Origin of the sequence: Achromobacter denitrificans NBRC 15125 (assembly GCF_001571365.1) — a bacterium.
In the GTDB taxonomy this organism is placed as follows: Bacteria; Pseudomonadota; Gammaproteobacteria; order Burkholderiales; family Burkholderiaceae_B; genus Achromobacter; species Achromobacter denitrificans.
In genome coordinates this window covers 1-12667 of the sequence record NZ_BCTQ01000037.1, presented here as the reverse complement: position 1 = coordinate 12667, position 12667 = coordinate 1, and the positions used below count along the sequence as shown (strand labels likewise).

Here is a 12667-nt window from a genome sequence, read left to right as displayed (position 1 = left end):
GCGCAGCGCGGACCCTGACATCCACAGCCTCCGCAAGAATAGCCGGCCCGCCGCCGGGCCGCCCCAAGGCGGGCCAGCCCCCTCGGGGGGCAGCAAGCACGCATAGCGTGCGCAGCGTGGGGGCCCTTATAATCCGTCCCTATGTCTATCCCCATTCTCATGTACCACCAGATCGGTGAGCCCAACCCCAAGGGCACGCCGTATCGCGGACTGACGGTACACCCCGCCAGCTTCGCCCGGCAGATGCGCTGGATGCGCCGCCTGGGCTATCGCGGCCTGTCCATGCGGGACATCATGCCCTATGTGCGCGGCGAGCGGCAGGGCAAGGTATTCGGCATCACCTTCGATGACGGCTACCGCAACGTGCATCACAATGCGATGCCGGTGCTGAGCGAGCTGGGCTTCACCGCCACCAACTATTTCGTGGCGCACCAGTTCGATGGCGGCAATGTGTGGGACCTGCAAAAAGGCATCCCGTTTTCGGCGCTGATGACCGTCAACGAGATGCGGGAATGGGCGCAGGCCGGCAACGAGGTCGGCTCGCATACCCTGGACCACGTCCACCTGCCCAAGATCGCGCCCGAGGAGGCGCGGCGCCAGATCGTCGAATCCAAGGACGAGCTGGAGCAGGCGCTGGGCGGGCCCGTGACCGCCTTCTGCTATCCCTATGGCGACCACGGCCCGGAACACCGGGTCATGGTGCGCGAAGCCGGATACGACAACGCCACGCTGACGCAGCGCGGCCTGGCGGCGGTTTCCGACGATCCCTACGGACTGCCCCGGGTGACGGTGGCCCGGTCCACCAACATCATCCGCTTCCTGCAGAAATGCCTGACCCGGTATGAAGACTCCCGCCGGCGCCGTTGAGCGGCGGCTGCGCATCGCGCTGCTGGTCGACCGCTTCGGCAATCGCTTCGGAGGCGCGGAAGCCTACGGCGTGGAGCTGATGCGCGTGCTCGGCCAGCGCCATGACGTCTCCGTCGTGGCGCGCGATTTCGACAGCGACCTGCCGTTTCCTTTCCTGCCCGTGCGCTTTCCCGCCTGGCTGCCGAGCTGGATGCGGGTGTTGTATTTCGCCTGGCGCGCCGACCGCCTCACCCGTGGACGGTACGACATCGTGCATTCGCACATGAACGGCTGGGCCGGCGAAATCCAGGTCATGCACGTCACCCCGGTGCGCTACAACCGCCTGACCCGCGTCAAGCCGTTGCAGCGCCTGACCGCCTGGCTCAGCCCGCGCCTGGCCACCTACCTGCTGCTGGAAAAGCTGCGCGTGCGCGCCGTGCCGGCGCGGCGCGTGGTGGCCGTGTCGGGGCTCATCATGGACCAGCTGCATCGCAGCTACGGTCCGCAATTGCCGGTGGACATCATCGCGCCAGGGGTCAAGCTGCCCACGGCCGCCCAGCGGGAAGGGCGCGAGGAAACCCGCGCCCGCCTGGGCTGGGACGCCGAAACCATCGGCTGCCTGCTGGTCGCCCGCAATCCGCTGCGCAAGGGTTTGCCGGCCCTGCTGGACGCGCTGGGCCAGCTGCCGCCGCAATACCGCCTGCTGGTCGTGGGCGCGGACGAGCCGACCCGCGAACGCGTGTGGGCCGCGGGCGCCATCGCCAGCCGCGTCACCCTGATCGATCCCACCCCCGACGTCGCCCGCTACTTCAGCGCGGCCGACATCTATGCGCATCCCACGCTCAACGACAGTTACGGCATGGCGCCGCTGGAAGCCATGTCGCACGGCCTGCCGGTGGTGGTCAGTTCGCCCGCCTATTGCGGCTTCGCGCAATACCTGTCGGCGGGCAAGGACGCGCTGATCCTGCAGGATCCGCGCAACGGCGCGCAACTGGCCCAGGCGCTGGAGCGGCTGGGCTCCGAACCCGACCTGCGCGCGGCGCTGGCCGAACGCGGCCTGGCGATCGCGCGCGAGCAAAGCTGGGAGGCGGTGGCCTCCCGCTATGAAGACCTGTATGCGCAGGTGCTGCGGGAGCGGGGGCAGGCGGGGGCCTAGGCGCGCCCGATGAGCGCCTGCGCCTCCATGGCCAACAGAAGCCGCTCCGCGCCTATCGCGAATCCCGCGCCTTCGCGATACGCGCCGCCTCCCAAGACCTGTTGCTGGGCGCCGAGTTCGGCGCAGCGGATTTCGAATCCCTGGCCGCCCAGATAGTAGCTAAGGCCTCGTTTGGCCGCGTCATCGAGCTCATATCGAAGCCCCAGCGAATCGAGAAAGCCCACGGCGATTTCCTGACTGCGTTCGGCGGCCGATCGCGGATTCGGGCCCAGGTATTCGAACCCCAGCTGTGAAAACTCGCGATAGCGGCCGGCTTGCGGCCGCTCATACCGATAGCACCGCGCGACGTAGAACAGCAGCCGCTCCTGCCGGCGGCCCAGCAGGTCTTTGCATCGTTCCTGGAAGAGCGCCGTCGCTTCCGGAATCAGGCAGCACGGGCGTCCCTTCTTGTCCGGGAAGGCCCACATCTGGTCGATGATTTCGCTGCCTCCGGTCTTTTGAACGAACGTGTCCTGCGACCACAGGGCAGGCACGATGGCCTCCTCGGCTCCGGCATCAATGAAGATAGCTCCGGAATCGGTTTTCAAGCGCGCGTACCTGCGCGGCTTCCTTGCCTACGACGAATCGGGTTCCTCGGATCATGGTCATGTCGATTTTCCTTGAAGCAGAAATGAAAAGTGGGGCGTTTTCATCTTGGGGCGGCCCGGCGATGAAAAGATGCCCCCACGCTGCGCCCGCTGCGCGGGCTCGCTGCCCCCCAAGGGGGCGTTTTCATCTTGGGGCGGCCCGGCGATGAAAAAAGAAAAAGGCGCCTCAGGCGCCTTGGTCGTTGTGCTTGGGCGGGAGCAGCAGTGCTTTCCCGGATTCCCAGCTATGGACGTAACGAACCACGGCGCAAGGGATTGCGGCCGTGATGATGAAGCGTGGTGAGAACGTTACGAATGTCCATGGCGGTATCCTCACACAGGGCATCTGGCTTGTAAAGCCGCTGCGGCGCGGGGGCCGGCGATCTTCAGGGTGAAACCGCGGTTGCCTTTTCCAGCCAGGTCAGCCGGCTCATCGCCTCGCCGGCGCTGTCGCCGCACATCTCAAGGCTGGGCGGCAATGAACCGCACACCGCCGGTCGTTCGGGGTGCCCGAATATCCTGCAGCGGTTTTCTTCATCGAGCTGCGCGCAGCGCACCCCCGCGGGCTTGCCGTCGGGCATGCCCGGAATCGGGCTGGATATCGACGGTGCGATGCAACAGGCGCCGCAATCCGGCCGGCATGCTTGAACGTTCATTCCCATGGCATCAGGGCTTCGTTGCGGCCACTCCGGGCGTCATCCTCAGACCCACCCGCGCAGCCAGTAGACGAACAGACCGGCGTATTCCTTGATGATGGAACGGCTGGCGTCGAAGGTGCGCTGGTCGGGCAGCCACAGCGGCAGCGAGCCGTCCGTGGGCGGCACGATCTGCGGCGGGGCCGGGGCGGCGATGACCTGCACGCCCTGCTTGGAGAAGGCGGCCATCGCGCGCGGCATGTGCAGCGCGGAGGTCACCAGCAGGACCTTGTCGATGCCGCGGGCCTTGAGCTGGTCCTCGGTCAGGGTGGCGTTTTCGTAAGTGGTGCGGCTGGAGTTTTCCAGGATCAGGGCGCTTTCCGGCACGCCCTGCTGGCGGATGGCATAGGCCATGCCGCGGGCTTCGCTCACGTCGCCTTCCAGCGCGCCGCCGGACAGCAACACCTTGGGCGCGCGCCCGGCCAGGTAGAGCTGGGCGGCCGTGTCGACGCGCACCACCGCGGTGTCCCTGTCATAGGGAAGGAACCAGTTGGCCCGGCCGTTGGCGGTGTTGCCGCCCAGCACCACGATGGCGTCGGCCGTCGGGGAGTCGGCGGGCGGCAGGTGGGGGTAGCGGGATTCCAACGCTCCGCCCAGCCACAGCGAGGTGGCCGGCAGCGACCAGAACAGCGCCCACAGCAGGCCGGTCCCGATGAGGACGCCGCCGGTCTTGCGGAGCCGGAACCAGCCCAGCGCCAGTCCGATCACGACCAGGGTCATGCACAGGTTGTAAGGGATGATCAGATTCGCGAGATAACTGGAAAAAGGCATTTCAAGTCCTGATTACTGCGTCTCGTCCAGCAGGATCATGGCCTGCTGGACGACTTCCTCGACCGATGGCCAGGCGTTCTCCGAGCCGACGCACACCGCCCGGGGCGACCAGGGGCCGGTCCGTCCGGGACGGGTGACGCCAAACAGGGTGAGTTCCCTGGCGGCTGCCGCCGCGGCGACGTGAGACACGCCGGAATCGTTGCAAATAACCAACGCCGCTCTGGCCGTCAGCGCCGCGAAGGCGCCCAGCGACAGAGGAGGCAGCAGCAGCGCCGTCGGCGCATTGCGCCGGGCCTCCTCGGTTTCGGCCGGAGGGGGGCACATTACCACGGTATGGCCCTGGGCCTGGAGGGCGCGGGTAAGTGTATCGAATCCTGGCCAGACCTTGATCTTGCCCTTGTGCAGGCCGGTGGCCGTCGGCGCGATCAGGACGAAGCGCCCGCTGGCCAGCCCGGCGGCCTCCAGGGCCTGCTCGGCCGCGCCCTGGTGGGCGGCGGTCAGGGGCAGGTCCAGGGTCGGCCCGGGTTCGGCGGGGCCGCTGGGCAGGCCCCAGCGCGTCAGGGCCTGGCGGGTGAGGTAATGCCAGGACTGCACCGCGTGCAGGGAGTCGTCGGGCTTGGAGACCGGCCAGCGCAGGAGGAAGCTGCGGCCGTCGTCGCGGTAGCCCGCCGAGGGCAGGCCGGCCAGCCGGAACACCAGCGCGCTGGACAGGGAGTCCGGCAGCAGCAGGCCGCGGGCCCGCCGCCCCAGGGCGCCCAGGCTGCGCCGGTGGGCGCTGACGGCGGCCCGGTCCGGGCCGACCTTGCCCCGCATCGGGATGAAATCCTGCTTGGCCACGCCGTCCAGCAGGTCGCGGGCCCAGGGGCGGGCGCAGATCACCAGGGGCAGGCCGCTGGCCTGCAGGGCGCGCAGGCTGGGCAGGCTCATGCAGACATCGCCCACCCAATTGGGTAACCGGACGTACAAACAACTGATATCGGACATGGATGGGCGCGGGGCGCGTTAGGGCTAAGAGGGCGGTCCGGGCGGCGCGTGGCGCGCAGCCGGTACAATTCTCGGCACAATTGTATAAAAGCGAGTGATCCCTTTGAATTCTGCCGCACGCCATGCGCCCGCGGGTTCCCATCCCGTCAAAGCTGAACTCTGGAAGCGGATCTACAGCCGCGTGGGCTCCTACTGGAAGGGTTTGTTGCTGGCCATTCTGCTGATGGCAGGGGCGGCCGCCACCCAACCCGTCCTGGCCGTCATTATGAAGCCTTTGCTGGACGGCGGCTTTTCGGGGGCCAAACCCTATTATGTCTGGGCCCTGCCGCTGGCGGTCGTGGGGCTGATCCTGCTGCGCGGCATCTGCAACTTCTTCAGCGATTACCTGCTGGCCTGGGTGGCCAACAACGTGCTGCTGGGCATGCGCCGGGACATGTTCGAGCGCCTGCTGGGCCTGCCGGACGCCGACTTCAAGCAGGGCGACACCGGCCGCCTGCTCAACCGCTTCACCATCGACGCGGGCAACGTCACCGGCTATGCCACCGACGTCATCACGGTGCTGGTGCGCGAAACCCTGGTCGTCATCGCCCTGATCTGCGTGCTGCTCTACATGTCGTGGGTGCTGACGCTGATCATCCTGATCATGCTGCCGGTCTCGGTGCTGATCTCCCGCTTCTTCATCCAGCGCCTGCGCCGCATCAACCGCGAAACCGTCAACATGAACGCCGAACTGACCCGCGTGGTCGGCGAGGGCATCGACGGCCAGCGCGTCATCAAGCTGTTCGACGGCTACGAGGTCGAGCGCGGCCGCTTCGATTTCGTCAGCCGGCGCCTGCGCCGCTTCGCCATGCGCACCGCCACGGCGGATGCCGCGCTCACGCCGCTGACTCAGGTGTGCATTTCGATCTCGGTCGGCGCGGTCATCGCCGTGGCCCTGAGCCAGGCCAACAGCGGCGCGCTCACCGTGGGCAGCTTCGCCTCGTTCATGGCCGCCCTGGCCCAGATTTTCGACCCGATCAAGCGCCTGACCAACGTGGCCGCGCGCATGCAGAAGATGCTGGTGTCGGCGGAAAGCGTGTTCACCCTGATCGACCAGGTTCCCGAGTGCGATACCGGCACCAGGGAACTGCCCGAACCCGTGCGCGGCAAGGTCGAGTTCCGCAATGTGTCGCACCGCTTCCCGGACGCGGACCGCGACACCGTCAACGACGTGTCGTTCGTCGTCGAGCCCGGCCAGACCGTGGCCCTGGTGGGGCGGTCCGGCAGCGGCAAGACCACGCTGGTCAATATGCTGCCGCGCTTCGTGCTGGCCGATAGCGGGCAGATCCTGGTGGACGACGTGCCCATCGGCGACCTGACGCTGCGCAGCCTGCGTTCGCACCTGTCGCTGGTCAGCCAGGACGTGGTGCTGTTCGACGACACCATCGCCGCCAACGTCGGCTACGGCGCGCTGGGCAAGTCCAGCGAACAGAAGGTGCGCGACGCCCTGGCCGCCGCCAACCTGCTGGAATTCGTCGACGGGCTGCCGCAGGGCATGAACACGCCCGTGGGCGAGAACGCCGCGCGCCTCTCGGGCGGCCAGCGCCAGCGCCTGGCGATCGCGCGCGCCCTGATCAAGAACGCGCCCATCCTGATCCTGGACGAAGCCACCTCGGCGCTGGACAACGAGTCCGAGCGCCAGGTCCAGGCCTCGCTGGAACGCCTGATGAAGGGCCGCACCACGCTGGTCATCGCCCACCGCCTCTCGACGGTGCAGAATGCCGACCGCATCATCGTGCTGGATGCCGGCAAGATCGTCGAGCACGGAGGCCACGCCGAGCTGCTGGCCGCCGGCGGCCTGTACGCCTCGCTCTACAAGATGCAGTTCCGCGAGGACTGATCCCGCCTCGCGCCCGGCCGCCGCCGGGCGCGTTTTCCTCCTGTCGCATTTCCGGATTGCCAATCCGCCGGATTGACGGAAAATGCACGAAGGCCGGCCCGCGGGCGCCGTCCCGTCCGCTCCGGGGCGCCGCGGGCCGCCGTGCATCCAGGAGCGCCCCATGTCCCTGCCTTCCGATGGCAACCAGCTCGTCAACGTCGTCGTCCTGCTGGGAGCCGCCGTCGTCGCGGTTCCCCTGTTCAAGCGCCTGGGGCTGGGATCCGTCCTGGGCTACCTGGCGGCCGGCCTGGCCATCGGCCCGTTCGGCATGGGGCTGTTCTCCGATCCCAGATCGATCCTGCACGTCGCCGAACTCGGCGTCGTGATGTTCCTGTTCATCATCGGCCTGGAAATGCAGCCCTCCCGGCTGTGGAAGCTGCGGGGCGAGATCTTCGGCCTGGGCGTGGCCCAGGTGCTCGCCTGCGGCGCGCTGCTCACGGGCGTGGGCCTGCTGGCGGGCCTGTCCGGCCCGGCGGCCTTCATGGCGGCGATGGGGTTCGTGCTGTCCTCCACCGCCATCGTCATGCAGATACTGGCCGAACGGGGCGAGACCGCCAGCGCGCAGGGCCAGCGCATCGTTTCCATCCTCCTGCTCGAAGACCTGGCCATCGTGCCGCTGCTGGCCCTGGCCAGCCTGCTGGCGCCGGCGGGCGGCGCCGAGCACGGCGATCCGTGGCTGCAGGCGGCCATCGCGATCGGATGCATCCTGGCGCTGCTGGCGGCGGGCCGCTGGCTGCTCAATCCGTTGTTCCGCCTGCTCGCGGCCGCGCACGCGCGCGAAGTCATGACCGCGGCGGCGCTGCTGGTGGTGCTGGGGGCCGCGCTGTTGATGGAGCTGGGCGGCCTGTCCATGGCCATGGGGGCGTTCCTGGCCGGCGTGCTGCTGTCCGAATCCACCTTCCGCCACCAGCTCGAAGCCGAGGTCGAGCCGTTTCGCGGCATCCTGCTGGGCCTGTTCTTCCTGGGCGTGGGCATGTCGCTGGATCTGTCGGCCGTGGTCCGCGAATGGCCGCTCATCCTGGCGGCGGTCGTCGTCTTCATGCTGGTGAAATCGGCCGGCGTGTACGCGGTGGCGCGGATATTGCGCGCCACGCACGCCGAGGCCACCACGCGCGCTGCGCTGCTGGCGCAGGGCGGCGAATTCGCCTTCGTGCTCTACGGGGCGGCCGCCGCCGCCGGCATTTTCGATGCGCACACCGCCGCGGTGCTGACCGCCGTCGTGATCATTTCGATGGCGTTCACCCCGTTGTGCGTGCTGGCGCTGCGCTGGCTGCTGCCCAAGCCCGCGCCGTCCATGGAGGGCGTGGACGTGGCCAAGGACCTGGACGGCTGCGTGCTGATCGTGGGTTTCGGCCGCTTCGGCCAGATCGTGACCCAGGCGATGCTGGCGCGCGACCTGAAAGTCTCCATCCTGGATACGGATACCGATGCCATCCGGGCCGCCGCCAAATGGGGCGTCAAGGTCTATTACGGCGACGGCACCCGGGTGGATATGCTGCGCACCGCCGGGGCGGAGCATGCCTGCATCATCCTGATCTGCATCGACAATCCGGTCTCGGTCAACCATATGGTCAAGCTGGTCAAGGCGGAATTCCCCCTGGTCCGCGTGGCGGTGCGCGCCTATGACCGCATCCACTCTCTGGCGCTGGCCAAGGAGGGCGTGGACTACCAGGTCCGCGAAACCCTGGAATCGGCCTTGGCCTTCGGCGAGGGCGCCCTACGCGTGATCGGGGTGCCGGCGGACGAAGCCGCCGAAGTGGTGCAGGACGTGCGCAAGCGCGACACCGACCGTTTCGAGCTGGAAGTGGCGGGCGGGCTGTTCGCCGGCCGGTCGCTGCTGTACGGCAACATGAGCAGTCCGGCCGACGGCAGGAACGACAAACCCGACCGCGAGGCGGGCGAACCGGCGGCCAGTCCGTCGGCCTGAGCCACTATTTCCTTTTGTTCGCGATACGTTACGCATCATTTCACGCGCAAGCGCTGGTGACTGAGGTAGATTAATCCGCACAGACTCTTCGCCCATGAAGAGCTATTTGCCAGGGGGCTGCCATGCTGCAATCGGATCGGATTTCCACGACGCCGCAAGCTGTTGGAGTAGAACTGGCCCGGCGGCAGGCCTTGGCCTTGCGCTGCGGTTTCTCCGCGGGTTCCATGCGTCGTCTGCTCTCGCAGACCGGCGGGGCGGGGCCGGCATGGTCGATCGGCGCGCACCGCGAGGCCGACCGGGCGCGCGGCGCCAGGGCGTTTCCGTTCCGCATCGCCGCGGTCGCGGCATCCTGAGCGGCGCGTTACGGGGGCGAAGCGTTCGGGTGCTGATGGCCGACGCCAGCCGCCAGCGGGCGCTGGCGATCGCCGAGCGATCGCCGGCTTGCGCGTCCCGCATGACGGCAACGAGGCTGGGGCCGTTCAGCGGCCCATCATCACCGCTTGCATGCGCGTGTGCGCCTGCTGCACGTTCTTCGCCTGCGTGTTCAGGTCCTGCAGCAGCTGGTTCAGTTCAGCCTGCACCGCCGGATCCTTCACCTTGACGATGGCGCCGGACATTTCGATCTGCGAGGCGTGCGCGGCCACGTAGTCGGCGATCTTCAGGCTGGCGTCGAACGTCGCGTTCAGCTGCGGCAGCGTGTCGCGGAAAGTGTCGGCCGGGAGGCTGACCGTTTTCTCGTAGGCCTTGTCGTACACGGCCTTCAGGTCTTCGGGCTGCTTGAGCTGCGCATGCGCGGCATCGGCCTTGGCCTGCTGCGCCTGCAGCGCCGTGCCCATCTCGTTGAGCGAGGCCTGCACCGCCTTGAAGTCGTCGCGACGCGTCACGATGTCGTTCAGCGAGCGCACCGCGCCCTTCTGCATGATGCCGGACAGCGGCTTCACCGAGGCATCCATGCCGGCGTTGAAATCGGTGATGACGGCGTAGTGGGCGGCGTAGTCGCCGAAGGACTTCTTTTCCTCGTCCGTCAATTTCGGCACGCGCACGCCGGGCTTGTCCACGATGCGGGTCTGCAGGAACTGCGTGAACGCGGCACGCTGTTCAGGCTCCTTGTCGCCGCAGGCGGCCAACAAAAGCGGCAGCGCTGCGGCCAGCACCAGGAACGGACGGAATAGGGACTTCATCGATTGGACCTCCGAAAGCAAAAGAATGGGCGCCTTGCAGGGATGGCCCCGCAAAAGCGCCCGCAGCTTATCGGCTCGTCCTGATTGTCGCCATTGGTTTCAAACTTCATTGCAAACGAATCGTTAAGACACACAATTCATACACAATGACGTGAATTTCCATGGCTAACCTGTTAAGGGCCTAGGCCTTTCAGCGTTAACAGGCCCTAGACGAGAATGATGTCGTACTGCTCCTGCGAATAGCGGCCTTCCACCTCCAGCGACACCCGCTTGCCGACGAAGTCGCCCAGCATGGCCAGGTGCTGGCTCTCTTCTTCCAGGAACAGGTCCACCACCTCCTGCGATGCCAGGATGCGGAACTCCTTGGGATTGAACTGCCGCGCCTCGCGCAGGATCTCGCGCAGGATCTCGTAGCACACGGTGCGCGGCGTGCGCACGTTGCCGCGCGCCTCGCACATGGGGCAGGGCTCGCACAGCTGGTGCGCCAGCGAATCGCGGGTGCGCTTGCGCGTCATTTCCACCAACCCCAGTTGCGTGAAACCATTGACCGTCATGCGGGTGCGGTCGCGCGAGAGCGCCTTCTTCAGCTCGGCCAGCACGGTCTCGCGGTGTTCCTGGTCTTCCATGTCGATGAAGTCCAGGATGACGATGCCGCCGAGGTTGCGCAGGCGCAGCTGGCGGGCGATCGCCTGCGCCGCCTCCAGGTTGGTCTTGAAGATGGTGTCGTCGAAGTTGCGCCCGCCCACGAAGCCGCCGGTATTCACGTCGACCGTGGTCAGCGCCTCGGTCTGGTCGATGATGAGATAGCCGCCCGACTTCAGGTCCACCCGGCGCGACAGGGCGCGCGAGATCTCCTCGTCCACGTTCGCCGTGTCGAAGAGCGGCCGTTCGCCGCTGTAGTGCTGGATCCGGTCCACGACCGAAGGCGTATAGATGCGCGCCCATTCGAGCATGGCGGCGCTGGTGGTGCGGGAGTCCACCAGGATGGCGCCGGTGCCCGGGCCCACCATGTCGCGCAGCACGCGCTGCGCCAGGGTCAGGTCCTGATGGAGGAGGGCGGGGGCGGGCTGGGTGCGCGCGGCCGCCTGCACGCTGGTCCAGAGCTTGCGCAGATACTCCAGGTCCGCCGTCAGTTCCTCGTCGTTCGCGCCTTCGGCCTGGGTGCGGACGATGAAGCCGCCTTTTTCCTCGGCGGGCATCAGGGCCTGCAGCCGCTCGCGCAGCTGGATGCGTTCGGATTCGGTGTCGATCTTCTGCGAAATGCCGATGTGCGGGTCATGGGGCAGATAGACCAGCATCCGCCCGGCCATGCTGATCTGCGTCGACAGCCGGGCGCCCTTGGTGCCCAGGGGATCCTTGACCACCTGGACCATGATGGTCTGTCCCTCGAAAAGTAGCTTCTCGATCGGCGTGGGCGTGAGTCCCTGGCTTCTTTCGCCTCGGTTCTCCCGCAGGTCAGCGATGTGGATGAAGGCGGCGCGCTCCAGCCCGATATCGATGAAGGCGCTCTGCATGCCGGGCAGCACGCGGACCACCCGCCCCAGGTAGATGTTGCCCACATGGCCACGCTGGATACTGCGCTCCACGTGCAGTTCCTGTACCGACCCTTGTTCTACCAGCGCAACGCGGGTCTCGAAGGGCGTGACATTGATCAGGATATCTTCGCTCATGGCGATGGCGGGGGGCATAGGGTGCTCGTCTCCAATTTAGGTGCGGCGTACCAGGCGAATAGTAAACGTACCCATTCCGTAGGCAAGCCGGGATCGCTGTCATTCTGTTCTATATATAGAGAGCTATCTATAAGAAGCTATCAGAGGGGGAGCGTAAGTAGGGTATCCGGAGGAGCGATCCCGCAGGCTATCTAAAGGAGGTTATCCAGAGGAGCCAGCCAGGCGGCGCGGGGGGCGTTCCGCGCCGGGCACACGGCGCGAAAAGTTGTGCTATAGTCTCGCTCCTTCGCGGTTCGGGCAGTTTTCGAAGCGCGGGGCCAGGCAAGCGTTCATTGCATGGATAGCGCGAATTAGGCAGGAGTCAGTTGCGCCATCCGAAACAATATGCTATAGTCTTGGGCTTGGCTGGTGAAACGAATTCAGGGTTTACCCTGACTGTTAATTCAGCCACCTGAAGTGGTAACCAACCCCTGTTGTTCAGGGTGCGGGCAAAGCGGAATCCGCGGCGCCGCAGGTTGCAGAATGGGGTGCAAGTCAGGCAGAAGCCGGTTGCATAATCTGCAAAAGTTGTGTTATAGTTTCGGGCTTGGCAGTTGCCGAAAACTTAGGGTTTACCCTGATGTTTCGATAGCTGCTAGAGAGAGCAGGATCTTGAAGAAGGTCTGGCAAGAAGGCGGAGCGAAACTAGCGATGCTGACTTGACAAACGATAAAAACTTCTTCATAATCTCGTTTCTCTGCTGCTGACACGGCAGGCGACGCGAAAGCGAAGCAAGTGGCAGCAGGCAAGATTAAGCAGTAAAGAATTTGGCAGTACCGCTCTTTAACAATTAAACAACCGATAAGTGTGGGCGCTTGATGCGATGCACAGTGATTGGGCCGGGGGTTAAACCC

The 12667-nt window shown here is 66.3% G+C and carries 12 protein-coding genes; 5 read left to right on the top strand and 7 right to left on the bottom strand.

All coding sequences use genetic code 11. The annotated features are described in order from the left end of the window. Nucleotides 1-141: 141 nt before the first annotated feature. Nucleotides 142-867 (top strand): polysaccharide deacetylase family protein, encoded by a 726-nt coding sequence (locus ADE01S_RS24600; protein WP_087881394.1) that lies wholly within the window; start codon nucleotides 142-144, stop codon nucleotides 865-867. Then, nucleotides 842-2002, top strand: coding sequence for a glycosyltransferase family 4 protein (locus ADE01S_RS24595; protein ID WP_062684365.1), 1161 nt, complete (start codon nucleotides 842-844; stop codon nucleotides 2000-2002). The genes ADE01S_RS24600 and ADE01S_RS24595 overlap by 26 nt, the downstream gene beginning before the upstream one ends. Here ADE01S_RS24595 and ADE01S_RS24590 read toward each other — a convergent pair. The 4 genes from ADE01S_RS24590 to ADE01S_RS24580 form a co-directional block, all read right to left on the bottom strand. Beyond that, the gene (locus ADE01S_RS24590; RefSeq protein WP_062684364.1) at nucleotides 1999-2589 is read right to left on the bottom strand and encodes an ATP phosphoribosyltransferase regulatory subunit; all 591 of its coding nucleotides are present in this window, start codon (nucleotides 2587-2589) and stop codon (nucleotides 1999-2001) included. The two genes, ADE01S_RS24595 and ADE01S_RS24590, sit on opposite strands and share 4 nt — an antisense overlap. Nucleotides 2590-3014: 425 nt before the next feature. Continuing rightward, nucleotides 3015-3284: a YkgJ family cysteine cluster protein gene (locus ADE01S_RS31375; RefSeq protein WP_075873312.1), complete on the bottom strand. Its 270-nt coding sequence runs from the start codon at nucleotides 3282-3284 to the stop codon at nucleotides 3015-3017. Nucleotides 3285-3329: 45 nt separating this feature from the next. Continuing rightward, on the bottom strand, nucleotides 3330-4094 hold the full coding sequence (locus ADE01S_RS24585) for a YdcF family protein (RefSeq protein ID WP_062684363.1): 765 nt from the start codon (nucleotides 4092-4094) through the stop codon (nucleotides 3330-3332). 12 nt (nucleotides 4095-4106) lie between these two features. Beyond that, the gene (locus ADE01S_RS24580) at nucleotides 4107-5078 is read right to left on the bottom strand and encodes a glycosyltransferase family 9 protein (protein ID WP_062684362.1); all 972 of its coding nucleotides are present in this window, start codon (nucleotides 5076-5078) and stop codon (nucleotides 4107-4109) included. A gap of 103 nt (nucleotides 5079-5181) precedes the next feature. Between ADE01S_RS24580 and msbA the strand changes: the two genes are divergently transcribed. The 3 genes from msbA to ADE01S_RS24565 all read left to right on the top strand — a co-directional run bounded on the left by msbA (nucleotide 5182) and on the right by ADE01S_RS24565 (nucleotide 9276). Next, nucleotides 5182-6957 (top strand): lipid A export permease/ATP-binding protein MsbA, encoded by a 1776-nt coding sequence (gene msbA / locus ADE01S_RS24575; RefSeq protein ID WP_062684361.1) that lies wholly within the window; start codon nucleotides 5182-5184, stop codon nucleotides 6955-6957. Nucleotides 6958-7117: 160 nt separating this feature from the next. Then, entirely contained in the window at nucleotides 7118-8923 is a 1806-nt protein-coding gene (locus ADE01S_RS24570; RefSeq protein WP_062684360.1) for a monovalent cation:proton antiporter-2 (CPA2) family protein, read from the top strand. A gap of 122 nt (nucleotides 8924-9045) precedes the next feature. Beyond that, the gene (locus ADE01S_RS24565) at nucleotides 9046-9276 is read left to right on the top strand and encodes a hypothetical protein (RefSeq protein ID WP_062684359.1); all 231 of its coding nucleotides are present in this window, start codon (nucleotides 9046-9048) and stop codon (nucleotides 9274-9276) included. Nucleotides 9277-9402: 126 nt separating this feature from the next. On the opposite strand, the gene ADE01S_RS24560 is transcribed toward ADE01S_RS24565, so the two are convergent. From ADE01S_RS24560 to ADE01S_RS31970, 3 genes are all read right to left on the bottom strand, one after another. Next, the gene (locus tag ADE01S_RS24560; protein WP_062684406.1) at nucleotides 9403-10104 is read right to left on the bottom strand and encodes a DUF3053 domain-containing protein; all 702 of its coding nucleotides are present in this window, start codon (nucleotides 10102-10104) and stop codon (nucleotides 9403-9405) included. Between the two features lie 206 nt (nucleotides 10105-10310). Beyond that, entirely contained in the window at nucleotides 10311-11774 is a 1464-nt protein-coding gene (gene rng / locus ADE01S_RS24555) for a ribonuclease G (RefSeq protein WP_062684405.1), read from the bottom strand. 611 nt (nucleotides 11775-12385) lie between these two features. Then, nucleotides 12386-12667 (bottom strand): hypothetical protein (locus ADE01S_RS31970; protein WP_218010726.1); only part of this gene is annotated, 282 nt, incomplete at its 5' end.